General features: G+C 70.6%; 22 protein-coding genes. 17 read left to right on the forward strand and 5 right to left on the reverse strand.

Translation table 11 applies throughout. The features are described 5' to 3' along the window. Positions 1-44 precede the first annotated feature (44 nt). Entirely contained in the window at positions 45-1,742 is a 1,698-nt protein-coding gene (locus AC0VYM_RS13005; protein ID WP_475462529.1) for a nitrite/sulfite reductase, read from the reverse strand. Positions 1,743-1,925: 183 nt separating this feature from the next. Continuing rightward, positions 1,926-2,015, reverse strand: coding sequence for a putative leader peptide (locus AC0VYM_RS13010; protein WP_338042027.1), 90 nt, complete (start codon positions 2,013-2,015; stop codon positions 1,926-1,928). Positions 2,016-2,133: 118 nt separating this feature from the next. On the opposite strand from AC0VYM_RS13010, the gene AC0VYM_RS13015 reads away from it, so the two are divergent. The 5 genes from AC0VYM_RS13015 (at position 2,134) to AC0VYM_RS13035 (ending at position 7,245) form a co-directional block, all read left to right on the forward strand. Further along, a complete protein-coding gene (locus tag AC0VYM_RS13015; protein WP_475463023.1) occupies positions 2,134-3,135 on the forward strand; it encodes a YihY/virulence factor BrkB family protein in 1,002 nt (333 codons plus the stop codon). 261 nt (positions 3,136-3,396) lie between these two features. After that, on the forward strand, positions 3,397-3,771 hold the full coding sequence (locus AC0VYM_RS13020; RefSeq protein ID WP_475462530.1) for a hypothetical protein: 375 nt from the start codon (positions 3,397-3,399) through the stop codon (positions 3,769-3,771). Between the two features lie 55 nt (positions 3,772-3,826). Beyond that, the gene (locus AC0VYM_RS13025; protein WP_475462531.1) at positions 3,827-4,585 is read left to right on the forward strand and encodes a hypothetical protein; all 759 of its coding nucleotides are present in this window, start codon (positions 3,827-3,829) and stop codon (positions 4,583-4,585) included. A gap of 386 nt (positions 4,586-4,971) precedes the next feature. Next, positions 4,972-6,450 (forward strand): hypothetical protein, encoded by a 1,479-nt coding sequence (locus tag AC0VYM_RS13030; protein ID WP_475462532.1) that lies wholly within the window; start codon positions 4,972-4,974, stop codon positions 6,448-6,450. 30 nt (positions 6,451-6,480) lie between these two features. After that, complete coding sequence (locus tag AC0VYM_RS13035) at positions 6,481-7,245, forward strand: hypothetical protein (protein WP_475462533.1); 765 nt, start codon at positions 6,481-6,483, stop codon at positions 7,243-7,245. An 87-nt stretch (positions 7,246-7,332) separates the two neighbouring features. On the opposite strand, the gene AC0VYM_RS13040 is transcribed toward AC0VYM_RS13035, so the two are convergent. After that, positions 7,333-8,535 carry an MFS transporter gene (locus tag AC0VYM_RS13040; RefSeq protein WP_475462534.1) on the reverse strand — a complete coding sequence of 401 codons (1,203 nt, stop codon included), beginning with the start codon at positions 8,533-8,535 and terminating at the stop codon, positions 7,333-7,335. Positions 8,536-8,845: 310 nt separating this feature from the next. On the opposite strand from AC0VYM_RS13040, the gene AC0VYM_RS13045 reads away from it, so the two are divergent. Together AC0VYM_RS13045 and AC0VYM_RS13050 are read left to right on the forward strand one after the other, a co-directional pair. Beyond that, complete coding sequence (locus AC0VYM_RS13045) at positions 8,846-9,406, forward strand: GNAT family N-acetyltransferase (RefSeq protein ID WP_475462535.1); 561 nt, start codon at positions 8,846-8,848, stop codon at positions 9,404-9,406. 155 nt (positions 9,407-9,561) lie between these two features. Next, entirely contained in the window at positions 9,562-10,881 is a 1,320-nt protein-coding gene (locus AC0VYM_RS13050) for a phosphoribosyltransferase family protein (RefSeq protein ID WP_475462536.1), read from the forward strand. A gap of 153 nt (positions 10,882-11,034) precedes the next feature. Here the strand turns inward: AC0VYM_RS13050 and AC0VYM_RS13055 are convergent, their stop codons facing one another. Next, positions 11,035-11,334: a WhiB family transcriptional regulator gene (locus AC0VYM_RS13055; RefSeq protein ID WP_017588640.1), complete on the reverse strand. Its 300-nt coding sequence runs from the start codon at positions 11,332-11,334 to the stop codon at positions 11,035-11,037. An 850-nt stretch (positions 11,335-12,184) separates the two neighbouring features. Between AC0VYM_RS13055 and AC0VYM_RS13060 the strand changes: the two genes are divergently transcribed. The 8 genes from AC0VYM_RS13060 (at position 12,185) to AC0VYM_RS13095 (ending at position 21,585) form a co-directional block, all read left to right on the forward strand. Beyond that, positions 12,185-12,592 carry a YccF domain-containing protein gene (locus AC0VYM_RS13060; RefSeq protein ID WP_475462537.1) on the forward strand — a complete coding sequence of 136 codons (408 nt, stop codon included), beginning with the start codon at positions 12,185-12,187 and terminating at the stop codon, positions 12,590-12,592. A gap of 228 nt (positions 12,593-12,820) precedes the next feature. Then, positions 12,821-14,140 (forward strand): AI-2E family transporter, encoded by a 1,320-nt coding sequence (locus tag AC0VYM_RS13065; RefSeq protein WP_475463025.1) that lies wholly within the window; start codon positions 12,821-12,823, stop codon positions 14,138-14,140. Positions 14,141-14,412: 272 nt separating this feature from the next. Beyond that, positions 14,413-16,011, forward strand: a complete 1,599-nt coding sequence (locus AC0VYM_RS13070; protein WP_475462538.1) for an ABC-F family ATP-binding cassette domain-containing protein — start codon at positions 14,413-14,415, stop codon at positions 16,009-16,011. A 278-nt stretch (positions 16,012-16,289) separates the two neighbouring features. Beyond that, the gene (locus AC0VYM_RS13075) at positions 16,290-16,496 is read left to right on the forward strand and encodes a helix-turn-helix domain-containing protein (protein WP_475462539.1); all 207 of its coding nucleotides are present in this window, start codon (positions 16,290-16,292) and stop codon (positions 16,494-16,496) included. A 71-nt stretch (positions 16,497-16,567) separates the two neighbouring features. Further along, positions 16,568-17,410 (forward strand): enoyl-CoA hydratase/isomerase family protein, encoded by an 843-nt coding sequence (locus AC0VYM_RS13080; protein ID WP_475462540.1) that lies wholly within the window; start codon positions 16,568-16,570, stop codon positions 17,408-17,410. A 346-nt stretch (positions 17,411-17,756) separates the two neighbouring features. Beyond that, complete coding sequence (locus tag AC0VYM_RS13085) at positions 17,757-19,382, forward strand: DEAD/DEAH box helicase (protein WP_475462541.1); 1,626 nt, start codon at positions 17,757-17,759, stop codon at positions 19,380-19,382. 184 nt (positions 19,383-19,566) lie between these two features. Further along, positions 19,567-21,174, forward strand: a complete 1,608-nt coding sequence (locus AC0VYM_RS13090) for an alanine/glycine:cation symporter family protein (protein ID WP_475462542.1) — start codon at positions 19,567-19,569, stop codon at positions 21,172-21,174. A 78-nt stretch (positions 21,175-21,252) separates the two neighbouring features. Continuing rightward, a complete protein-coding gene (locus AC0VYM_RS13095) occupies positions 21,253-21,585 on the forward strand; it encodes a hypothetical protein (RefSeq protein WP_475462543.1) in 333 nt (110 codons plus the stop codon). 85 nt (positions 21,586-21,670) lie between these two features. On the opposite strand, the gene AC0VYM_RS13100 is transcribed toward AC0VYM_RS13095, so the two are convergent. Further along, positions 21,671-23,032 carry an MFS transporter gene (locus AC0VYM_RS13100; RefSeq protein ID WP_475462544.1) on the reverse strand — a complete coding sequence of 454 codons (1,362 nt, stop codon included), beginning with the start codon at positions 23,030-23,032 and terminating at the stop codon, positions 21,671-21,673. 157 nt (positions 23,033-23,189) lie between these two features. On the opposite strand from AC0VYM_RS13100, the gene AC0VYM_RS13105 reads away from it, so the two are divergent. Beyond that, the gene (locus AC0VYM_RS13105) at positions 23,190-24,266 is read left to right on the forward strand and encodes a permease (RefSeq protein ID WP_475462545.1); all 1,077 of its coding nucleotides are present in this window, start codon (positions 23,190-23,192) and stop codon (positions 24,264-24,266) included. After that, positions 24,263-25,078 (forward strand): TIGR03943 family putative permease subunit, encoded by an 816-nt coding sequence (locus AC0VYM_RS13110; RefSeq protein WP_475462546.1) that lies wholly within the window; start codon positions 24,263-24,265, stop codon positions 25,076-25,078. The genes AC0VYM_RS13105 and AC0VYM_RS13110 overlap by 4 nt, the downstream gene beginning before the upstream one ends. The last annotated feature ends 11 nt before the right edge of the window (positions 25,079-25,089 follow it).

The following is a 25,089-nucleotide window of genomic DNA, read 5'->3' on the forward strand; positions in this document are numbered from 1 at the left end:
GGCGGGCCCGGGCGAGCAGCGCCCGGGCCCTGGGTGTCAGGTCGTCACTTCAGGTCCGCGTCGTCGGCGCGGCCCGCCCATGCGGCGAAGTTCTCGCCGTCCTCCCGCTGCTCCTGGAAACGCCGGAGCACCCGCTCGACGTAGTCGGGGAGGTCGTCGGCGGTGGTCTTCAGCCCGCGGATCTTCTTGCCGAAGGACTGGGTCAGGCCCATGCCGCCGCCCAGGTGGATCTGGTAGCCCTCCACCTGCTCGCCCCGCTCGTTCATGACGAGCTGCCCCTTGAGGCCGATGTCGGCGACCTGGATGCGCGCGCACGAGTTCGGGCAGCCGTTGACGTTGATGGTCACCGGCTCCTCGAAGTCCGGGAGCCGCTTCTCCAGTTCGTCGATGAGGGTCGCGGCGCGGCCCTTGGTCTCCACGATGGCCAGCTTGCAGAACTCGATCCCGGTGCAGGCCATGGTCTGCCGACGGAAGACACTCGGGTTGACCTGGAAGTCCTCGGACTCCAGCGCGGCCGTGATCGACGGGACCCGCTCCTCCTCGATGTCGAGGATGACCAGCTTCTGGTCGGCGGTGGTGCGGACGCGGTCGGACCCGTGCTCCTCCGCGATCTCCGCGACCCGCAGCAGCGAGGTGCCCGAGACCCGGCCCACCTTGGGCGCGAATCCCACGTAGAACCGGCCGTCGCGCTGGCGGTGCACGCCCACGTGGTCGCGGCGCACCCCCGGGTCCAGCACGGGCGCCGGGCCGTCGGGGAGCGCGTAGCCGAGGTACTCCCGCTCCAGGACCTCGCGGAACCTCTCCGCGCCCCACTCCTTGATGAGGAACTTGATCCGGGCCCGGGTGCGCAGGCGGCGGAAACCGTAGTCGCGGAAGATCGCGCAGACCCCGGCCCACACCTCGCTCACCTGGTCGGGGCGCACGAACGCGCCCAGCCGTTGGGCGAACATCGGGTTGGTGGACAGACCGCCGCCGACGAACAGGTCGTACCCGGCCTCACCCGCCGCGTCGCGCACGCCCACGAAGGCCACGTCGTTGATCTCGTGGTTCACGCAGTGCACGGTGCACCCGGACAGCGACGACTTGAACTTGCGGGGGAGGTTCGAGTACAGCGGACTGCCGATGTGCTCCTCGTAGATCTGCTCGATCTGCTCGGTGGGGTCCAGGACCTCGTCCTCGGCCACCCCGGCCAGGGGGCAGCCCAGGATCACGCGGGGGGTGTCGCCGCAGGCCTCCGTGGTGGACAGCCCGACCGACTCCAGCTTCTCCCAGATCGCGGGCACGTCCTCGACCCGGATCCAGTGGTACTGCACGTTCTGCCGGTCGGTGATGTCGGCGGTGTCGCGCCCGTAGTCACGGGAGATCTCCGCGACCGCGCGCAGCTGGGCCGCCGACAGCTGCCCGCCGTCGATGCGCACGCGCAGCATGAAGTAGCGGTCGTCCAGCTCCTCGGGCTCCAGCACGGCGGTCTTGCCGCCGTCGATGCCGGGGGCGCGCTGGGTGTAGAGGCCGAACCAGCGGAAGCGTCCGCGCAGGTCGGCGGGGTCGATCGAGTCGAACCCGCCCTTCGCGTAGACGTTGATGATCCGATCGCGGACGTTGAGCCCGTCGTCGTTCTTCTTGTTCTCCTCGTTCTTGTTCAGCGGTTCGCGGTAGCCGAGGGCCCACTGGCCCTCACCACGGCGGCGTTTGGGTTGGGCTGCCGTGGGTGCCTTGCCGGGCTGCGCGGAAGAGGGAGGCATCGCGGGTGTCTCCGTTGGGGTCGCGGGGTGCTCACGGTCCCGGCGCCCGCACCACTGGCCCGTGGACACCGCACGTCGTCGTGGACGGTGTCACGGGTGAAGTCCGTGTGTGGGAGTTCGAGGAAGAGGGGGAGCGCCGGGGCCGCGCGCACCCCTGAGGGTGCGTCAAAAGGCGGCGAGAAGTTATCCGACGCTGCAACAGATGGCGCTGCTGACCCGAAGGAAGTCCACGTGGCGGCGCACGCGGAGCATGGGGTCGAGGACAGCGTTCATGTTTCGAGAATGACACGGGCTTCCGGTGCTTGTCCAGGGTGTGCGCCACGGGCCCGAATGTGAGTCACGTCATGCCCGCGTGGTGCCGACCGCCCCGAGGAGCGCTAACGTGATCCCCGTGGTGGGATTCTGGGAGGGCCTGTGGCGCATGGCCGACGCCTGGCTGCGACGCCATCCCGTCTTCCACAGCGGCACGCTGCTCGTGCTGCGCACCCTCCGGGCCCTCTCCCGCGACCGGGTGGTCGGCCTGGCCGCCGAGTCGGCCTTCTTCGCGCTGATCTCCCTCCCCGCGCTGCTGCTCTGCCTCCTGGGAGCCCTGGGCCCGCTGGCCATGGTGTTCGGGGAGGGCCTCGTGGTGGAGATCCGCGAGTGGATGCTGGACCTGGCGGCGCGCGTCCTCACCCCCGCCGCCGTCGAGAGCGTGGTGGAGCCACTGGTCGACGACTTCCTCGGCGGTGTCCCGGGCGGCGTCCTCTCGGTGACCTTCCTGGTGTCCCTGTGGTCGGGGTCGCGGGCGATGAACGTCTTCATCCGCTCGATCACGATCTCCTACGGCCTGGACGAGCTGCGCGGCTGGCTGTGGCAGCGGGTGCTCGCCTTCTTCGCCTACCTGGGCGGGTTGCTCTTCGCGGTCCTGGTGCTGCCGGTGATGGTGGCCGGGCCCGACATCGTCCACGAGCTGTTGCCGCTCACCGTGGGCCGTCTCAACCTCTTCTACTGGCCGATCGTGGGCCTGCTCGTCACCGCGGCGGTCACGCTGCTCTACGCGCTGAGCGTCCCCGTCCGCACCCCGCTCTGGCGGCACCTTCCCGGTGCGCTCCTGGCCACTCTGGTGCTCCTGGCCGGTTCGGCGGGACTGCGCGCCTACCTGGACGCCTCCTTCGGGCAGATGAGCATCTACGGTTCGCTGTCCGCCCCCATCGCGATCCTGGCGTGGCTGTACGTCATGGCGATCGCCGTGCTGGTGGGGTCCTCGCTCAACTCCGAGATCGACGCGCTGTGGCCCACGGTGCGCACCGCCGCCGCCCGCGCGGAGCTCGCCAACCGCCACTTCGAGAGGGCCGACCGCCTCGCCCAGCGGCGGGAGCAGGCGGTCATCGACACCCTCAACGGGCGCTGACCACAAGCGGCCAGGGTGCCCGTTAAGCCGGGATTGTCGGTATTTTCGTACCGTGTCCAGCGGGAGGCCGCGAACCCGCCGCACCGAGCCTGGACGCTCCCCCCGAAAGGCCCCCAGTGCCCTCCCCCTCCGGGCCCCCGATCCACGCGTCCACGCGCCTCTGGGTCGGCTCGATCACGGCCGCGGCTCTCACCACCGTCCCGCGGACACCCGACGCGCGCCGCACAGAGGTTCGGCACCGCCGCCCTGACCACGGCCCTGGTGAGCCTCACGTTGCACATGCTCCTCACCAACGAGGCCCTGATCCAGAGCGGACCCTCCTTCTCCTTCGCCCTGTTCATCCTGGTGGCCGTGTTGGTCGTGCAGATCCTCCAGGGAGTCGCCCGGACCCTGCCCCCTGGGATCGCCGGGTCCGGGAAGCCCCCCGCCAACGGTGCCGTCTTCGTCTGGCTGGCCTGGCCCATGGTTCCGGTCGCGGCGCTGCCGATCGCGACGTACCTGGTCTACCCGGTCGGACCCTCCTCGCTGTGGCCCCTCGGTCTGCTCCCGCTGGGCGCCCTCGGCTTCGCCGTCCTGAGCACGCGCGGGTACTCGCGGGAACGCGCCGAAAGGGCGCAGAAGGGGGAATCCGTATGAGGTCCTCGTTCACACAGACCGTTCCTTCGACCTCCCGACCGCTGGGAGAGGGCCGATGAGACTCTCCGCCGTATTCCTCGTGGTCACCCTCCTCTCCCTGTTCGTGGCCCTCAACCTGGGATTCTGGGGCCCTCCGTTCTCCGTCGTGCTCATCGTCGGGTACGTCCTCGGCGCCATGTGCGTGTACCTGGTCCGGATGGCGTTCCTGATCTCGCCCGCCGAGTACGAGCGGGAGCGGCGCGCCACCGGAGGCCTGCACCGTCTGCTGTTCGGGATCGTGTCCCACCTCGTGTGCGGGCCGCTCCTGGTGATCACCGTGATCACCATCGCCTGGCGTGGCTCCTGGCAGGTGGGTTTCCTCCTCGTGTTCACCGTCTCCCTGTACGTGCTGGCGATCGTCCGCCAACTGAGTGAGGCCAGGCAGCCCCCGCCCTGTCCGGGGCCGATGATCGTCGGCTGGGGTGCGCACGTGGCGCCTTCTCCGGGATGGTCGGTCCTGTACCTGGGCTTCCCCTCGCAGCGCCCGGGAGGACTGAACAGGCTGAACCCCCGGTTCCAGGTGGACGGTGAGAACGTCGTGAGCCTGACGGCGGGCCAGCGGGCGACGGTCGTACTGGCCCCGGGGCGGCACCGGGTCCGCGCGCTCATCTCCCTGGAACGCTCGGCTCCACTTGAGGTCGACCTGCGGCCGGGGGAGGAGGCGCACGTCGAGGTGCGTTACCGGCCCAACCCTTTGGCGAGCGGAGGGCGCCGGTCCCTGCGACTCTCCAGAGTCGGTGCGCCTGTCCTCCGTGAGCCCGGGACACCTGCGTGAGTGTCGGGAACGTGGATAACCGACAACTCCATGGCCGGATCCGGCCAATTTCGGCGTGAACCTGATTGCCTTTTTGGGTGTCCTCTCCAGCGTGAGTAGGTTGCCCAAGCGGGCCCCAGCGCCCTCCTGCGCGTGTCACAGCAGGTCAGTGGCGTCAGGGGGCCAGTGCGGGCAGGTGGGGCGGGGCAGGTGTCCGGTTCCTTGATGGCGAAACGGAGTGAACATCCTCTGAGACGGTCAGTATCATCACGTGCAGCATTGACTACTCGTGTGCCGTTCGACCCCCGCTGGCGGACCCCGTCACGCCGCGACCGACCGTCATCGCTGATCGTCCCCCTGCTCCCGTACACGAACAGGTTCACGTTCCCCATGCCTTCGGAGACACCATGAGTCGGGCGTCCCGTCCGGAGCACCCCCGGCCCACCGCCGTCATCGTCATCGCGCCCGACGAGCGCAGCGCGGAGATCGTCATCGAAGGGCAGCGCCAGGTCGTGACCGGCCTGGCCCCCAAGGAGACCCGACGCGCGGCGCTGGACGTCGCCACCGGCTACGCCGCCCACATCGGGCAGCCGGTGCTGGTCGACGCGCGCGACGCCAACGGCTACTGGCGCCTGGTCGCGACCCCCTCGGGCGTCGTGCAGGCGGCGGACCAGGCGCTCTCGGACCGGTCCCAGCAGTCCGCCCCCGGGGGTTCCCCCGACGGTACGGGCCAGGACGCGTCGCCGCCCTCGGCGGACAAGAAGGGCGGTGCGGGCCGGAAGGCCCTCATCGGGGGAGCGGTCGCGCTCGCCCTGCTGCTCGTCCTGGGCGGCGGGGTGGTCGTCACCAACGTCATGCTGGGCGGTTCCGCCCCCTCCGCGGAGGACGAGGAACCCGACGCCTCCGGGGTCCCCCTGGAGTTCCCGCCCCCGCCGGGGTACGCGGGCACGGTCGAATTCAGTGAGGAACTGGCCCCGGAGACCCAGCCCGGCATCAGCCGTGACGGTGCCTACCTGGCCTACATCGACCCGGGGGAGCAGCTCAACCTCCTCGGGCCCGAGGGCACCCGTGAGTGGTCGGTCGACCTGCCCTTCGAGGCGGGCGCCGGGCTCGGAGCCCCACGCTTCGTCGAGTACGGCGGCGAGGACGCCATCGTGATGGAGACCGCCGACACCCTGTGGTTCTGGCCCGCCTCGGGTGAGGGAGCCGTCAGCGTCGCGCTCCCCGAGTCCGGCTCCGCCCGGTACGCGGGCGACTCCGTCCTGGTCCGTACCGAGGACGCCTCGTACCTGCCCATCGACGGCGAGCTGGAGGAGTTCGAGGCCCCGGGCAACTCGGAGCCGATGCTCGCGACGAACGGCCGCGCCCTGACCGCCGTGGTCAACGGTCCCTGGCAGTGGGTCCAGCCCGGCGAGGACGACGAGGAGGTCCAGGCCGAGAGCCCCCACGGGGCCGGCGACATGGAGAACGTCGTCACCGCCCTGCGCGAGTACGTCATCGTCCGCTGGGAGGCGCAGGGGGGCGACGGTTCGATCCTGGCCTTCCACGACCGTGAGGACGGCGCCGTGCTCGGCGCGGCGGAGATCTCGGAGGACGCCCTGGAGGGGGTCAGTCACCTCTCCGGGCCGATCGGCACCGAACTGGTCGCCTACGGGCCGGTGCTGTTCTCCCCCGCCACCGGTGAGACGAACGTGGTTCCGGGCTTCACACCCGAGATCACCGTCGGTGAACAGGTCTTCGGAGAACTGGACGGGAGCCGGGTGGCGCTGGACGCCACCGGCACGCCCTCCGAGGTTCACGAGGACGCACAGACTCCGCGCGGCCTTCTCGGCGACCGCGCGGTGGTGGTCCATGAGGGCCGCCTGTATGCCATCCCCCCTGAATAGTTCACTACGCAAGCGAAAGAAAGGAGTGGGATGTCCCTTAAGAAGCGGGTATTCACCGTCACGGCAGCCAGCCTGTTCATGGCCGGCTTCTCGGTGACACCGGCCTTCGCGGCCGAGACCGCGGAAGAGACCGTCCCCGATGTCGCCCCTGAGGCCGCCCCCGCGGCGGTCCAGGAGCCTGCCCCCCTGTTCGAAGCGACCCCCGTCGTGGAGCAGGCGTTCGAGGAGGTCGCGGCACCTCCGGTGCTGATCGACCTGCCGATCCTCCCCGGCCCTGACCCGGACCCGGGTGACGGCGAGACGCCGGGACCGGACCCGATCGATCCCCCGGACCCGATCGACCCGCCGGACCCGGTCGACCCGCCGGACCCGGGTGACGGCGAGACGCCGGGACCGGACCCGGACCCGACGGATCCCCCGGACCCGGACCCGACGGACCCCCCGGACCCGGACCCGACCGATCCTCCGGACCCGGACCCGACGGACCCCCCGGACCCGGACCCGACCGATCCTCCGGACCCGGACCCGACGGACCCCCCGGACCCGACGGACCCGCCGGAGAACCCGGACGGTGGTACCGACCCGGGTGACAACAGCCAGCCCCCCGGCGACAAGTCGCCCGGGGCCAAGGCTCCGAGCGCTCCGGCGCCGGCCGCCGGTGACACCACCGGTGGCGGCGAGCTCGCCGCCACGGGCGTCGACATGTCGGGCTTCGTGCTCGGCGGCGCCGTCGTGGCCGGTATCGGTGCTCTGGCCCTGTGGGTCGGCAGCCGCCGTCCGGGCATGGCCGAGTAACACCGCGTCCGCTCCCGCGTTCTCGTGGGTCTGACGCGGGGAGGGCCCCGTCCACCGGAGGAATCCGGCGGACGGGGCCCTCCCGTGTCACTGGGACCGAGGACGCAGCGCGGAGGCGAGCAGGAAGGCCGCGACCCCCGCCGCGGCGATCGCCCAGAGGGCGCTGCCGAGCGTGAGCGAGTCGGCGAGGAAGCCCACAAGGGGCGGGAAGGCCAGGAACCCGGCGCGGCCCAGCCAGCCCACCACCGTCACCCCGTCGCCGGTGCGCACCCCGGGGATGTTCCCGGCGGCGGCGAGCGTCAGCGGGAACAGGGTGGACACGCCCAGCCCCATCACGCCGAAGCCGATGACGGTGGTCACCGGGTGCGGCAGGAGGAGGGCGAAGGCCAGCCCCCCGGCGGACAGCAGACCGCAGGCGTGCCCCACCGCGACCGCACCGAACCGGTCGGTCACCCGGTCTCCCAGCAGTCGGCCGACCGTCATCATCGCCTGACAGGCCACGAACGGCATGGCGGCCAGGAACAGCGGCGCACCCAGTTCGGTGCTCATGTACACCGCGCCCCACGAGGCGGCGGAGTCCTCGATGCCGCCGGCCATCATGAGCAGCACGCCCAGCATCACCAGCAGGAGGAGACCCTTGGCGGGGATGCGGGACCGGCCGCCGTCGTGCTCGTTGACCCCGTCCCCGCGCTCGGTGTTCTCGGGTCCGGGCAGCAGCATGCGGCTGATCGCGAGGTTGACCACCACGAGCACGACGGTCACCCCGGACAGGTGCCAGAGGATCGGCACCCCGGACCCGGCCATGGCCGCGCCGAGGAGACCACCGGAGACCGCCGCCAGACTCCACACCGCGTGGAACGTGTTGATGATGCTCCGCCGGTAGCGGCGTTGCACGCGCAGGCCGTGGGAGTTCTGCGCCGAGTCGGTCCAGGCGTCGGCGGAGCCCATGACGAAGAGCGCGGCGGCGAGCATCCACCAGTTCTGCGCGAGCGCGATGAATGGAAGCGCTCCCAGCGAGAGTAGACTCGTTCCCACGGCGGTCCGCCCGCTGCCGAACCAGTGGATCAGCGGTCCCGCGAGCATCCCGGTCAGGATCGCCCCGAACGGCATCGCCGCGATCGCCAGCCCCAGCTCCGCGTTGGTCAACCCCAGGTGGACCTTGATCACCGGAAGCCACGGAACGGCGTTCGTGTAGGTGAACCCGTTGACGAAGAACAGGGTGGACACCCCGACCCGGGCGCGCCTGGCCTCGGGAGGGGGTCCGGTGGACTTGTCGGTCTGCGCGCTCAAGGAGGGCTCCAAGGGTCGATTCTGTGCGTGCGGATGTTATCCGGCGCGCGGGCCCGGGGGACAGACATTTTCGCGGTGTCCGCGGGGCCGGGCTTGCCATGGGACCCGGAGCCGATTTACATAGGGGGTCCGCCCCCGTCGACGTGGAACCCCGGAGGTCCCACCCGCGCCCCCGCCCCTCCTCCCGCCAGAGGCCCCTGACACCGGCCCGCCCCGCGGCCCGCTCCCGCGTAGGCGACCCCTGCCCGCCGACTCCCCCACACCGGGACGCGCCGTGCCCCGACGGTCCCGGTCGGAACCGGAAGATCACATGATCAGAACGAGCGCGCTGCGAGAGACGCCCACGTTGACCGGGAAGAGCGTACGACTGGTGCCCCTCGGGCCAGAGCACACGGACGCCTATTTCGCGGCGGGCCTCGACGAGGAGGTCCGACGGCTCACCGGATCCCACGGCCACATCACCTACCAACAGGCGCGCGAGTGGTGCGAGAGCCGCGCGGGCCGCACCGACCGGCTGGACCTGGCCATCATCGCGCCCCGGGACGGCCGCTACCTGGGCGAGTTGTCCATCTACGCGGTCTCACCCGAGAACGAGACCGCCGGGTACCGCATCGCCCTGTCCGCGATCGAGTTCACCGGCCAGGGACTGGGACGGGAGGCCACCCAACTGGTCCTGGAGTACGCGTTCGAGCAGATCGGGCTGCACCGGGTCTGGCTGTACGTCTACGCCTTCAACATGCGCGCCATCGCCGTCTACCGTTCCTGCGGCTTCTACGTGGAGGGGCGGCTCCGCGACGCCCTGCTCTGGGAGGGGCGCCGCCACGACGCCCTCCTGATGGCGGTGCTGCGCGGCGGGTCCCGGGGGCGCTGACCGCTCCCGGGGGCACCGGGCCGGGGTGGTTTTTGCCCCTGCGCGGGGTTGCGACCCGTATGAGGCGGGGTATGCCGGTACCACTTTTCCGCGGCCCACTCCACACTGCCGGAAGGAGCGGCGTCGGGCTCCGCGGCCCTGGCGCCGGTGAGGACATGAACCCGGTACCCGTCTCACTGCCCTTCACCGACCGTTCCGAGGCCGGACGACACCTCGCGGAGAGGGTGCGCCCCTACGCCGTCAACGACCCGATCGTGCTGGCCCTGCCGCGTGGCGGCGTCCCGGTCGGAGCGGAACTCGCGGAACGCCTGGACGCCGACTTCGACGTGCTCATGGTCCGCAAGATCGGCCTGCCCGGTCATCCCGAGACCGGGGTGGGCGCGATCGCCGAGGACGGACAGGTCATCTACGACGACCGCGCCCTGGCCCGGATGCGGGTGCCCCGTCAGGCGCTGTCCGACACCGTGGCCTCCGAGCGGGACGAACTCGACCGCAGACGCCAGGCCTACCGGGGGGACCGCCCGTCGCCGAGGATCGCCGGCCGCGACTGCGTGGTCGTCGACGACGGGGTCGCCACCGGCGGCACCGCCCGCGCGGCACTGCGCATGCTGCGCCAGGCGGGTCCGTCGCGTCTGGTCCTGGCCGTGCCGGTGGCGGCGCCGGAGGCGTTGGAGGCGCTCCAGGAGGAGGCCGACGACGTGGTCGTGCTGTCCGCGCCGGAGAACTTCCAGGCCGTGGGGGAGTGGTACCGGGACTTCGACCAGCTGTCCGACGGCAGGGTCATCCAGATCCTCTCCGAACGCGAACGTCTCCCACGGGGGCCCGACGTCTCGCGGGGGGTGCGGATCCGCGCGGGCCAGGTCTACCTGGACGGCGACCTCACGATGCCCACGGCGCTGCGCGGCGCGGTGGTGATGGCCTTCGGAGAGGGCCAGGCCGACCCCCGGTGGAGGGCGACCGCCTCGTCCCTGCGCCGCGCGGGGTACGCGACCCTGCTGCTGGATCTGCTCACGGGTGAGGAACGGGCCGACGACGGCGCGGAGGGCGGCGGGGAGACCGACACCGGTGTGCTGGGGGAGAGGCTGAGCGCGGCGGTCACCTGGCTGCGGCGCGCCACCGACGCGGCCAGCGAACCCCTCGGCCTGCTGGGTTCGGGGCCCGCCGCCCCGGCCGCCCTGGTGACGGCCGGGCAGCGGCCGGAGGACGTGGGCGCGGTGGTGGTGCACGGCGGACGCGTCGACCGCGCGGAACCGCACCTGTCGTCGGTGCGGGCGCCGACCCTGGTCCTGCTGGAGAGCGGGGACTCCTTCGTCCGTGAGCTGGGTGAGTGGACCCGGGGCCGGTTGGGCGGGAGCTCCGAGCTGAGGGTGGTGTCCGGGGCCGAACAGCTGCTGCGGGGAGACCTCGGGTGGCGTCAGGTGGCGGTGGAGACGCTGGACTGGTTCGACCGGTACCTGTCACGCGGGCCGGGGTGAGCCCCGTTCCGGCCGCGGGGCCGGGTGCCGGTGGCGTCCGCCCGGGAGGAACGCGGAAACGAGAAAACCCGCGGCGCCCTCGACGTACTACGTCGGGGCGCCGCGGGTTATCGGGGCCGGGGCCAGCGGGGAGAGATCCGCTCGGCGGGAACTCTAGGCGGCGTTGGCGCGGCGCATGCGGCGACGGCGCTCGGAGGCGCGCTCGTCCTCGTTCAGTCCGCCCCAGGTGCCGTACTTCTCCGGACGCGAGATCGCATAGTCCAGGCAGTCGGTCCGCACCGGGCAGGCCGCACAGATCTCCTTGGCCTTGCGCTCGCGAATCTCCCGCTCCGGCTGGCGTTCGCCATCGGGGCCGAAGAAGAGCACAAGGTCCTCGCCCCGGCACGCGGCGGCATCCTGCCACCCCCAGCTCGGGCGGGGGCGCAGCGCGGCCTGCCGACGTACCTGAGACATGCTTGAACCACCTCTACTGAAATCACTAGTAAGCTGTCTGAAAAAGCTTCAGTCACCAAAAGTTGGTCATGCGGCGTGAGGCACCCCGCACGACGCAAACGTCGAGCGGTGTTGACGTTGTTCCCCGGTGTGGCTGAGACCACGAGAAGCGCCATCACGGAGGCGATGCCTGCCGATGAAGGGGTGCTCTCACGCGAACGGCCGCGGAGGCGGTGACAGTCTCCGTCTGTGCCGGTACGTAATCATGCCATCCCCACTCCCGATCCTGCACGGGGGGTGGAGAAATTGCTCATCCAACCGTTACCGAAACCTGATGCTTGGCGTCCGGTCTCTGGTTGTCTGTCAGATTCTGTCGCAAATCGCCAGAACTACCGTCTTGCGAAGGACACAGCACATCGTATGGGGCGATGTCCCTCCTGCCTAGGGGGTCCTCCTGATGCGCCGATCACATTGTGGTCTGCCCATGCTCGCGAGATTGGGTGTGACCGTATGTCCTCACACAGTGCGACGGGCTCCGGGAGCCGAACCGCCTTGCCAGTAGGGTCGGTGTATCGCGTGGCGCCTCATGGCGCGCCGTCCCCCCGAGCCCCCTCCCAACCCGCGCGCGGGCCCGCGGCACCCCCGGACCCCCGGCCGCCGCGTCGCCCCTCCCGCCAGGATCCGGGTCCCCCGGTCCAGGACGCCCCTTAGGGGAAGGATCAGGGAAACAGGGAGGAACAGGTCATGGTGCGTCCGCGTCCCAGACGATAGAAAACAGGGTGCGCTCGTTCTCCGTTCTTTCCCGAGGGAACGCGCACCACCCGCCCACGGGACCGGACAAGCACGGGACCGAACCAAGGAGACGAACACCGTGGCCCTCTTGAGGCTCATCCTGAACATCATCTGGCTCTTCGTCGCCGGATTCTGGCTGGCAGTCGGCTACGTCATCGCCGGCCTCATCTGCTGCCTCCTCATCGTCACGATCCCCTTCGGTATCGCGTCCTTCCGTATGGCCAGCTACGCCATCTGGCCCTTCGGTCGCGACCTCGTGCGCAGGCCCGGTTCCGGCGGCGGCACCACCGTCATGAACGTCATCTGGCTGATCGTCGCCGGCTGGTGGCTGACCATCGGCCACATCACCACCGCGCTCGCCCTGGCGATCACCATCATCGGCATCCCGATGGCGTGGGCCTCGCTCAAGATGATCCCGGTGGCCCTGGCCCCGTTCGGCAACGAGATCGTGCGCGCCGGCCACCCCCGGGAACCCTGGCAGTTCTGAGACGACCGGCCCCACCGGAACCGTTCGGCCCCGAGGGGGTCGAGCGGTTCCGTGCGACCGGCCGACCTCCCACGACGTCCGGCGGAACCAGAACGCCCGCCGGTGCATCTCCCTGACATCCCCTCCCACATCCCCCGGAACAGTGTCATCACGTGGCCGTCGCCTCCGGAGCGGTCACCGCGCAGCAATCCATAGATCGGAGTCCATGTGCAAGCCCAGCGGCCGGGAGTGTGGGCGCTCCTGAACAGGTGGCTCGTCGCCCGCCGAGCCCGAGCCGAGCGCCTCGCCCAGATCGAGGCGCAGGAGAAGGCCGCCGAAGCCGAACCCGAGGTGGTCGAGGAACCCGCCCCCGAACCCGAGGACGTGGGCGCGGGCGACCTGCTCAGGGTGGTCAGCGACGTCGCCTGGCGGATGCTCATCATCGGGGTCGTGGCGGGACTGCTCGTCTACGCCGTCATCTACCTGTCCGTCGTCACCCTCCCGATCATCATCGCGGTGTTCGTCACCGCGCTGCTCATGCCGCTGGCCAAGTGGCTGCGGAGCAAGGGGATGGGCCGCGGCTCCTCCACCGCCGTCTCCGTCCTCACCGCCCTGGTCGTCCTCGGCGGCGTGATCACGATGATCATCCAGCCGGCCATACAGGGCTTCGACGGGATGATCGCCAGCGTCTCCAGTGCCCTCACCGGGCTCCAGGAACTCCAGATCGAACTCCCCTTCGGTCTGGAGGCGGACCCGGCCTTCATCACCAACGCGTTCACCAACGCCTGGGACCAGATCCAGGGGATGATCACCGACAACACCCAGGAGCTGGTCAACGGCGCCTGGACCGCCGGTGCGGCAGTCCTCCAGATCCTGATCAGCCTGGTGCTGATCATCGCCCTCACCGTGTACTTCGTGCACTCGGGCGACAAGCTGATCGACTGGTTCGTCACGCTGCTGCCGCCGAAGTCCCGCCCGGGCCTGCGGCACGCCAGCGGTGTGGCCTACGGCGTGATGGGCCGCTACGTGCGCGGAGTGGCGATGGTCGGCTTCATCGACGCCGTGGGCATCGGCATCGTCCTGCTCATCTTCCTGGACGTGAACCTCGCGATCCCGCTGATCGTGCTCACCTTCGTGGGCGCGTTCCTCCCGGTCATCGGCGCCTTCCTCACCGGCCTCCTGGCCGCACTGGTGGCCCTGGTCGCCGAGGGCTGGGTGGTCGCCCTGATCATCGTGGCGGCGGTCGTCGTGGTCCAGCAGGCGGAGAGCAGCATCTTCGCGCCCCGAATCTACGGCCAGGCCCTGGAGCTCCCCTCGCCCATCGTGCTGATCGCCATCACGGCGGGCGGCATCCTGGGCAACATCCCGGGCATGTTCCTGGCCACCCCGGTCGCGGCCGTGCTCGCCGCCCTGCTGCGCAACCGCCCGCCCGCGCAACAGGAGGACAGCGGCCGCGCGGAGGTTCCGGAGGGCTCCTCGACTGCTCCACCGGAGCAGGAGACGGCGGTCGTGGTCGTCGCCCCGGCACCGGACACCACGGCACGCGAGGACACCCCCGGGAGGGAGTGACCCGTCCCGCGACCCCCTCCCGCGGGAATGCGTCGCGCCCCCGGCCCCGTTGTGGGGTCGGGGGCGCACCCGTGTCCGGGCCGCACCGTGGGGAAAATCCCTCGCACCGTCCCCGCTCCATGCCGTTAGGCTGGGTCGGCCGGTCCCGAGGACACGTCCGCCGTCGCCCCGTCGCGGCGCCACCGCCGAACCAGCCCCCGCCGGGGCCGGTACCGCGCGTGTCCCGACCGCCCCGAACCCGCCGGACCACCACCTTTGAGGATGCCCCACCCATGTTGATCGCCACCGACCTCGAACTGCGCGTCGGACCTCGACTCCTGCTGGAGCCGACGACCTTCCGCGTCGCCGCGGGGGACCGGATCGGACTGGTCGGCCGCAACGGTGCGGGCAAGACCACCATGACCAAGGTGCTCGCGGGGGAGGGGCTGCCCACCGGCGGCACGGTCACCAGCTCCGGCAGCATCGGCTATCTGCCGCAGGATCCGCGCACCGGCGACCTCGACGTGATCGCCAAGGACCGGGTCCTGTCCGCGCGCGGGATCGACGAGGCCCTCAACGGTCTGCGCGAGGCCGAGAAGAAGATGGCCAGCGACCACGAGAAGACCCGCAACAAGGGAGTGCGCCAGTACGCCCGCTGGGAGGAGCGCCTCCACGTGCTGGGCGGGTACGCCGCCGAGTCCGAGGCCGCCGCCATCGCCTCCAGCCTGGGCCTGCCGGACAAGGTGCTGTCCCAGCCGCTGCACACGCTCTCCGGTGGTCAGCGCCGCCGGGTGGAGCTGGCCCGCATCCTGTTCAGCGGTGCGGACACGCTGCTGCTGGACGAGCCCACCAACCACCTGGACGCCGACTCCATCGTCTGGCTGCGCGACTTCCTCAAGCACCACCAGGGCGGGCTCATCGTGATCAGCCACGACGTGGAACTGGTCGAGCACGTGGTCAACAAGGTGTTCTACCTGGACGCCAACCGCAGCACCATCGACATCTACAACATGGGCTGGAAGCTGTACCTGTCCCAGCGGGAGGCCGACGAGCGCCGTCGCCGCCGGGAGCTGGCCAACGCGGAGAAGCAGGCCGACACCCTGCGCAAGCAGGCGGACCGGTTCCGGGCCAAGGCCTCCAAGGCGCGCGCTGCGCAGCAGATGCTCAACCGCGCCGACAGGCTGTTGGACGGGGTCGCGGGGGTGCGCCAGTCCGACAAGGTCGCCAAGCTGCGCTTCCCGGACCCGGCGCCCAGCGGTCGCACGCCGCTGACGGCCGAGGGGTTGTCCAAGTCCTACGGTTCGCTGGAGATCTTCGCCGGTGTGGACCTGGCCATCGACCGTGGCAGCCGCGTCGTCATCCTGGGCCTGAACGGCGCGGGCAAGACGACCCTGCTGCGGCTGCTCGGCGGTGTCGAGGAACCCGACACCGGTGAGGTCGTCCCGGGGCACGGGCTCAAGCTCGGCTACTACGCGCAGGAGCACGAGACCCTGGACGTGGACCGGAGCGTGCTGGAGAACATGATGAGCGCGGCCCCGAACCTGCCCGAGGTCGAGGCGCGCAAGACCCTGGGGTCGTTCCTGTTCACCGGTGACGACGTGAGCAAGCCCGCAGGTGTGCTCTCCGGTGGGGAGAAGACCCGGCTGGCCCTGGCCACCCTGGTGGTCTCCAGCGCCAACGTGCTGCTGCTGGACGAGCCCACGAACAACCTGGACCCGGCCAGTCGCGAGGAGATCCTGGCGGCGCTGCGCAACTACAAGGGCGCGATCGTCCTGGTGACACACGACGAGGGCGCGGTGGAGGCCCTCCAGCCCGAGCGCGTCATCATGCTGCCCGACGGTGTCGAGGACGTGTGGAACGCCGACTTCGAGGACCTCATCGCGCTGGCCTGATCCGTCGGGCCCACGCGCCGGAGGACCCCGGCCCTTCGCGGGCCGGGGTCCTCCGCGTGTCCGGGGACGGTGCGCGCCGGGCCGTGCCTGGGCGGCGGCGACGCCCAGACCACCGGGAGGTTCACTCGGCCACATTTCGGGCCTGGTTAGCGGTCTTCCGAAACCCGGCCCGATCGGCGTGGCGCCGGGCGAATGTGGCGGGGCGTGAAAGGGATGTCCGATCATGGCAGTGGTTCCGGACGGTGGGAGACCCCACCACCGTGGAAGGGAAGAGAACTGTGAGTGACGCGTTGAGGAAGGGCACCCGAGTGTCGGGAGCGGACCGTTCCGAGCTGGCCGCACAGCTCAGGCGCCGCTACGACGAGGGTGAGAGCATCCGCAGTCTGGCGGCCGCGACCGGTCGTTCCTACGGTTTCGTGCACCGGTTGCTGAGCGAGGCCGGAGTGGAGCTCCGGGGGCGCGGTGGGGCGACACGCAAGGCCTGATCCCGGCGGTGAGCCCGGGGTTACCGGCGAGTAGGGTCAGTGGGTAGCCAACCGACGCGACGGAGGAACCCATGGCACAGGACCCGCGGGAGTCCGGGAGACAGGAACTGCCCACCGGGGAGGAGCTGACCCGGGCCGGACTGGGGCTCACGGTCGAGGGCGCGGTCGCCCGCGTCACCATCAGTCGCCCGGAGCGCCGCAACGCGATGACCGGACGCACCTGGACCACCCTGGCCCACATCGGCCAGGCACTCCCGGACGATGTCCGAATTGTCGTCATCGCCGGGGAGGGGGACATCTTCTCCGCGGGGATCGACCTCAACATGTTCACCCCCGAGGGAGTGGACGGGGAGCGCTCGATCGTCGCCGGGCTCGCGGACGGTTCCGCCGACGAGGCCGACCTGGACGCCTACATCTCCGAGCTCCAGCAGGGGTTCCTCTGGCTGCGCCGACCGGACCTGGTCACCATCGCGGCGGTGCGCGGCCACGCCATCGGCGCCGGTTTCCAGCTGGCGCTCTCCTGTGACCTGCGCATCCTCGCCGACGACGCGCGGTTCTGCATGAAGGAGCCCGCACTGGGGCTGGTGCCGGACCTCACCGGCACCAAGCCCCTGGTGGACATCGTGGGCGTGCACCGCGCCACCGAGATCTGCCTGACCGCCCGCAAGGTCGGCGCCGAGGAGGCCCGCGAGCTCGGTCTGGCCACCCTGGTCGTCGGTGTCGACGAGCTCGACGGCGCCGTGGACGACGCCGTCGCCGCACTGCTGGCCACCAACCCCGAGGCCGCCGTCGCGACCAAGGCGCTCCTCCAGCAGGCCGGGGACAACACCCTCGAAGAGCAGTGCGCCGCCGAGCGCCGTGCCCAGGTGGGACGCCTCACCGCCCTGGCCGGGGCCATGGCGCCGGGAGCCTGACGGAGCAGGGGGGACGGGTGGGGGGAGACCGGTATCACCGGTGAAAAACCCCCATCCCGTCCCCGCTTTCGAATGATCTCTAGTACGCTGCTGCAAGCGGTCGATGAATGCCGCGCGCATCCGAGCGCGCCGGGCCGCCAAGACGCGGAGAGCGTGTCGACGACGTTCGACATCACTCTTGACCCGAAGAGCACACGAGCCCACACAGCCAGGGCCGCTTCCGCGTGTGATCAGGCGCGTTTGTGTGATTTCTTCGCTGGGTCCGCTGTGACCGTGTGGAGCCTTCCTCGAAACGCCGCCAAACGATGAGGAAGGTACACGTCACTTGACGACGGACACTGCCGTAATGCCCGCTTTCGACAGCCTGGGGCTTCCCAAGGACATCGTCGACGAGCTGGCCAAGAACGGTGTGACCAACCCGTTCCCGATCCAGGCCGCGACCATTCCCGACGCCATCGAGGGCCGTGACGTCCTCGGGTGCGGGCGCACCGGATCGGGCAAGACCCTGGCCTTCGGCCTGCCGGTCCTGATGCGCTGCGCCGAGCAGCGCGCCGCCGCCAACCGCCCCCGGGCCCTGATCCTGGTCCCCACCCGCGAGCTCGCGCACCAGGTGCGCGACGCCCTGCGCATCTACGCCCGCGTCCTGGGCGTCAAGGTCGGCGACGTCGTCGGCGGCAGCTCCTACACCCGACAGATCAACGAGCTCCGGCGCGGTGTCGACCTGCTGGTCGCCACCCCGGGCCGTCTCACCGACCTCATCGACCAGGGCGCCTGCGACCTGGGCGACGTCGAGATCTCGGTGCTGGACGAGGCCGACCAGATGTGCGACATGGGCTTCATGCCGCAGGTCAGCGAGCTCCTCGACCAGGTGCGCCCCGACGGCCAGACCCTGCTCTTCTCCGCCACCCTCGACGGTGACGTGGACAAGCTGGTCCGCCGCTACATGAAGGACCCGCAGACCCACTCCGTGGACCCGCCGGTCTCCCAGGTCACCACCATGGAGCACCACCTGCTCAAGGTGCTGCCCCGGGACAAGAACAAGATCGTCGCCCAGATCGCCGCGCGCGACGGACGCACCATCCTGTTCGTGCGCAGCAAGTACCGCGCCGACACCATCAGCGAGCAGCTGATCGAGGCCGGTGTGCCCTGCGCCTCCCTGCACGGCGGCAAGACCCAGAGCGTGCGCACGCGCACCCTGGCCAAGTTCCGTGAGGGCAAGATCCAGGCCCTGGTCGCCACCGACGTCGCCGCCCGCGGCATCCACGTCGACGGCATCGACCTGGTCGTCAACATCGACCTGCCCACCGGCCACAAGGACTACCTGCACCGTGGCGGCCGGACCGCCCGCGCCGGTTCCTCGGGCGCCGTGGTCTCCCTGGTCGCTCCCAACCAGCGCCGCATGGCCCGACGTCTGCTCAGCGACGCCGGCGTCGACGCCAAGCAGCACCTGGTCAACCCCGGTGACGAACTGCTCTCCGAGGTGACTGGTGCCAAGGAGCCCAGCTGGGAGCCGTGGATCGAGCCGCCGGAGCCCGTCCGCGAGCGTCGCGGCCGTGGCGGCCCCCGTCGCGGTGGTTACCGTGGCGGCGGCGGTGGCGGCTACCGCGGTGGCGGCGGTTACCGCGGCGGCGGTGGCTACCGTGGCGGCGAGTCCCGTGGCGAGGGCGGTTACCGTGGCGGCGAGCGCCGCAACGACCGCGGTGAGGGCGGCGGCTACCGTGGCGGCGAGTCCCGTGGCGAGGGCGGCTACCGCGGTGACGGCGGTTACCGCGGCGAAGGCGGCGGTTACCGCGGCGAAGGCGGCGGCTACCGTGGCGGCGAGCGCCGTGGCGAGGGCGGCGGCTACCGTGGCGGCGACCGTCGCGGCGGTGGCGGCTACCGTGGCGGGGACTCCCGTGGCGGGGACTCCCGTGGGGGTTACCGTGGCGGCCCGCGTCGCAACGACCGCTACGACTCCGCTCCGCAGCACTAGCGCCGAGCGTCACTGAGGCACCCGAGGCGGGTCCGACCACAGGTCGGGCCCGCCTCGTCATCGTTTACGGTCCTTTACCGCCCCTTCGCGTGTCCCAGGCGACCGAAACCCCCGCCCAAGTGGACAGTTGGTCGGAAAACCCCGATACCGAAAGCGGGGCCGCACACCGCTCGAAGGGGAACGAGTGACCGTCCTCAACAACGCTCTGGTCGCCCTCAACGACTTCTTCTGGACCTTCTTCCTCATCCCGCTGCTGGTCATCCTGGCCATCTACTTCACCGTGCGGTCCGGGTTCGTCCAGATCCGTCTTCTGCCCGAGATGTTCCGGGTCATGCGGAGCAGCCCGGGGACGGCTCCCGACGGCGGCAGGGAGATCTCGGCCTTCCAGGCCTTCGCCCTCTCGGCGGCCTCACGGGTGGGGACCGGCAACATCGTCGGCGTGACGCTGGCGATCATGCTGGGCGGCCCCGGCGCGGTGTTCTGGATGTGGCTGATGGCCGGGGTCCTGGGCGCCGCGTCGTTCGTGGAGTCCACCCTCGCCCAGCTGTACAAGGTGCGGACCGACACGGGCTTCCGGGGCGGTCCGGCCTACTACATGCTCTACGGACTCGAACGCCGCTGGATGGGCGTCCTGTTCGCGGTCATCATCACCATCACCTTCAGCCTGGTGTTCAACTCGGTGCAGGCCAACGGCATCACCGGCGCGATCGGCACCTCGGTCGAGGAGTTCGGGGTCCCCACCGGCTTCTGGTTCGACGCGGTGATCGGCCTCGGGCTGGCCGCGCTGACCGGAGCGGTCATCTTCGGCGGGGTGCGGCGCATCGCCAACGTCGCCCAGGGCCTGGTCCCCCTGATGGCGATCCTCTACATCCTCCTCGGCGTCGCCGTGGTCATCGTCAACATCGACGCCGTTCCCGGGGTGGTCAACAGCATCTTCGCCCACGCCTTCGGTCTGCGCGAGGTGGCCGCGGGCGGCGTGGGCACCGCGATCCTGTGGGGGATGCGGCGCGGCATGTTCTCCAACGAGGCGGGTCTGGGCTCGGCACCCAACGCGGGTGCCACCGCCTCGGTCTCCCACCCGGCCAAGCAGGGCCTGGTGCAGACCCTGGGCGTGTACTTCGACACCTGGCTGGTCTGCTCGGTGACGGCGTTCATCGTGCTCCTGTACAGCACCGAGTTCGTCCCCGGTCAGGAGCCGATCGTGGTCGCCCAGATGGCGCTCCAGAGCTCGCTCGGCGGCTGGGCCATCCACGCCCTCACCGTCATCCTGTTCCTGCTGGCCTGGACCTCGCTGCTGGGCAACTACTACTACGGTGAGTCCAACCTCCAGTTCCTGGACGCCGACGACAGGCACCTGACCTATTTCCGGGCCGCCGTCCTGGCCTCCATCTTCATCGGCTGCATCGCGCCACTGACCCTGGTGTGGAACCTCGCGGACATCGCCATGGGGGTCATGGCCACCGTCAACCTGCTGGCCATCGCACCGCTGTCCACGATCGCCTTCCGCCTGCTGGGTGACTACAGCCGCCAGCTCCGCAACGGGCTGGACCCGCAGTTCAACCTCGCCAAGATGCCGGACCTGCGGAACGTGCACTGCTGGGGCGATCCCGGCGGCCCGTTGCCCGACGAGGTCGAGCGGTCCGCGGGCTCCGCGCCGAGCGACGCCGAGCCGCAGGACGAGCCGATGCCCGGCGGCGAGGGCACGCACGGCCCCGAACAGGACCACGACGGCCACCGCCCGGACGACGGCGGGGCTTCCGAGGACGGCCGGGAGCCCGGCCGGGACGACTAGGGTCCACGGAGCAGGGACGATGCGGGAACCCCCTCCACGGGCCTGGTGCCGCACCGGGACGGATGATGGGATGCGGGGATGCGACCCGACGAAAGCTCCCCCGCACTCTCCGACATCCCGAGGTCCCAGAGCAGGGACGAGGAAGTGGTCGACCACGACATCCTCGCCGAGCTCGTCAGGGACGCCATCGGGGTCCTCTCCAGGACGAAGCACGAGGAGCGGTCGAAGGACACCCCCGACCAGAAGCGGATCGAGGCGGTCTCCGAGCGTCAGGTCAGGCTCTCGACCGCCCTCCGGGAACTGCGCGCGGCGGACGCCGGAACGGCCGACCGGTTGCGAGCCGAGAGCCTCGCGATCATCGACCAGGGGCCGCTCCGACGCGTGGGGAACCCGATCCCCGGCCCCGAGTAGGTGAGATCCCCCCATCCGTGAACGCGGCCGGGGCCGACCCGGTTCGGGTCGGCCCCGGCCCGTCTGCTGACACGGGCCCGGAGGGTCAGGGGCTCGGTTCGGCGGGGGCGCCGCCCTTGGGGACGGAGGACAGGTCGGATCCCCGGGTCTCCCGGGCGAACACCACCGCGACCAGGGTGACCACCCCGACCCCGGCCACGTAGGCGGAGATCGGCACGCTGGTCCCGAAGGTCGCCAGCAGCGCCGTGGCGATGAGCGGGGCCAGCCCGCCCGCCAGGATCGACGCCAGCTGGTACCCGATGGAGGCCCCTGAGTACCGCACGCGGGTGCTGAACAGCTCGGAGAAGAACGCCGCCTGCGGGCCGTACATGGCGCCGTGCAGCAGCAGGCCCACGGTGGCGGCCAGGGTGACCGACCAGAAGGTGCCGATGTCGATGAGGGGGAAGAACGCGAAGCTCCACGCGGAGACCCCCAGCGCGCCGACCGCGATCACCGGTCGGCGGCCGACGACGTCGGACAGGGCGCCCCACATCGGGATCGTCACCAGGTGGACGGCCGAGGCGATGAGCACGGCGTTCAGCACCGCGTCGTTGGCCAGCCCGGCCTGTTGGGTGGCGTAGACCAGGATGAACGCGGTGACCACGTAGTACGACACGTTCTCCGCCATGCGCACGCCCATGGCCACGAGGGTCTCGCGCCAGTGGTGGCGGAGCACGTCCAGGATGGGCGCGCGCTCCGCCCCACGGTCGCTCGCGGCCTTGCGGGAGGCCTCCTTGAAGACGTGGGACTCACTCACCGCCAGCCGGATCCACAGGCCGATGAACACCAGGACCCCGGAGAGCAGGAACGGCACGCGCCAGCCCCAGTCGAGGAAGGCCTGGTCGGTCATCACCACTGCCAGGACCGCCAGTACCGCGGTGGCCAGGAGGTTGCCGCAGGGCACCCCGGCCTGTGGCCAGGAGGTCCAGAAGCCCCGGTTGCGGGCCTCGCCGTGTTCCGCGACGAGCAGGACGGCCCCGCCCCACTCGCCGCCCAGGGCGAACCCCTGGACCACGCGCAACAGCGTGAGCAGCAGGGGAGCGGCGGCGCCGACGGCGGCGTAGGTGGGCAGCAGGCCGATGGCGAAGGTGGCGCCGCCCATGAGGAGCAGACTCAGGACGAGCAGCTGTTTGCGGCCGATCCGGTCGCCGAAGTGCCCGAAGACCAACCCGCCCAAGGGCCTGGCGACGAAGCCGACCGCGTAGGTGGTGAAGGCCAGCATGGTGCCGACCAGGGGGTCGGACTCGGGGAAGAAGACGTGGTTGAACACCAGGGCCGCGGCGGCCCCGTACAGGAAGAAGTCGTACCACTCGATGGTGGTGCCGATGAGGCTGGCCGTGACGACGCGGTGGAAGGGGGTCTTCGGAGCGTCTCCGACCTCGGAGGACGGTGTCGTACTCGGTTCCATGCCCGCTCACGCTAGGGACCGGGGAAGCCCCTGACTATGGGGGCTGTCGGCACACTTGCCCGCTCCGCCATGTGTGGAGCCGCCACGGATGTACAAACGAAAATCATTTTCGGTTACCATTCGGGAAGTCCCCAACCGAACCCGACGGAGTACTCCCGTGTCCGAACGGACCACATCGGAGCGCGACTCCGCGCCCGATCCCTCACTCGGTGACTCGATCGCCCGCGACTGGGGCGACCAGGGAGACGAACTGCCCCCCTCCGACTGGGGGCGGCGCACGGACTCGCGCCGCACCGGGACGGTCTGGCTGTTCGCCCTCCTCATCACCGCGATGGCGGTGGCCCACTCCTGGCTCACCGACGAACTGACCAGTCAGGCCTTCCTGGCCTGGGCGACCATCTTCACCGCCATCAGCTTCCAGGCGCTGCCCTTCCTGGTCTTCGGGGTGGCCCTGTCGGCGGCGCTCGTCGCTTTCGTGCCGACCTCGGCCTACCAGCGTTTCATCCCGAGCAAGCCGGGACGGGCGGTGCCCGTGGCCGGTGCCTCCGGAGCGCTCCTGCCCGGGTGCGAGTGCGCCTCCGTGCCCATCGCGGGGAGCCTCATCAAGCGCGGGGTCGCTCCGGCGGCGGCGCTCACCTTCCTGCTCGCGGCGCCGTCCATCAACCCCATCGTCATGATCGCCACCGCCGTGGCCTTCGCCGGGCAACCGGAGATGATCCTGGCCCGCTTCGTGGCCTCGCTGCTGGCCTCGGTGGTCATCGGCTGGATCTGGGTGCGCTTCGGCAAGGCCGACTGGCTGCGCCTGCCCTCGCGGACCCACGCGCCCGGGGCGTCGAAGTGGCAGGTCTTCCGCGAGTCGATGCTGCACGACATGATGCACGCGGGCGGCTACCTGGTGGTCGGCGCGCTCGCGGCCGCGACCCTGAACGTCATGGTGCCCCGTGAGTGGCTGCTGGCCGTGGCCGAGCGGCCCATCGTCTCGGTACTGGTGCTCGCCCTGCTGGCCATCCTGCTCTCGATCTGCTCGGAGGCCGACGCCTTCGTCGCGGTCAGCCTCACCGACTTCTCTCCGACCGCCAAGCTCGCGTTCATGGTCATCGGGCCCATCGTGGACCTCAAGCTGATCGCGATGCAGGCCGGGGTGTTCGGCTGGCGCTTCGTCGCCCGCTTCGTCCCGATCTGCCTTGTGGTCGGTCTGCTCAGCACGTTCCTGATCGGAGCCGTCCTCCTGTGAACCGGATCGCCCAGGGGCTCACCCTCGTCCTGCTCGGCGCCGCCGCGCTGACCAGCACGGTCCCCACCAACCTGTACCTGAACTGGGTCAAGGCGGGTTTCGGCCCGTTCCTGATCGCCGCCGGAGTGGTCATGGTGCTGCTCGGCGTCCTGGTCATCGTCGCGGAGCTGCGCGGTGAGAGCCACGCCCTGGACGAGGAGGACGCGGTCCCCGAGGAGGCCTCGGCGCGTTCGGAACTCGACCACGCCGCCGCCGAGTACGGAGGCGGAGGGAAGGACCACGGCCACGACCACTCGGTCGCGCCCGGGGTGGCGTGGCTGCTCCTGCTCCCCGTGTTCGCGGTGTTCGTCATCGCGCCGCCCGCGCTCGGCGCCTACACGGTGGAGAGCACCGGAGCCTCCTCCGGCCCGCCGCCCCGTGACGAGCGGGCGCCCTCCCGGTTCACCGACGAACTGTCACAGGCCGCCCCCGAAGACGTGGTCCCGCTCGACATCCAGCAATTCGTGATGCGCGCCTGGATCGATGAGGAACGCGAACTCTCCGGTCGCGAGGTCGAGCTCACCGGGTTCGCCGTGCCCGCCCAGGACGGGGAGGGCTGGTACCTGGCCAGGTTGCAGATGGCCTGCTGCGCCGCCGACGCGGTGGTCAACAAGGTGCTGATCACCGACCATCCGGCACCGGAGGCCGACACCTGGTGGACGGTGCGCGGCACCTGGGTGGAGCCGGAGGGGGACCTGTACGACGTCTCCCAGCACGAGATCGCGACCACCTCGGTCGAGGAGGTCACCAACCCGCCGGACCCCTACGAGTAGTCCGGAGTCCC

Source organism: Nocardiopsis sp. iso_237, from assembly GCF_056173345.1.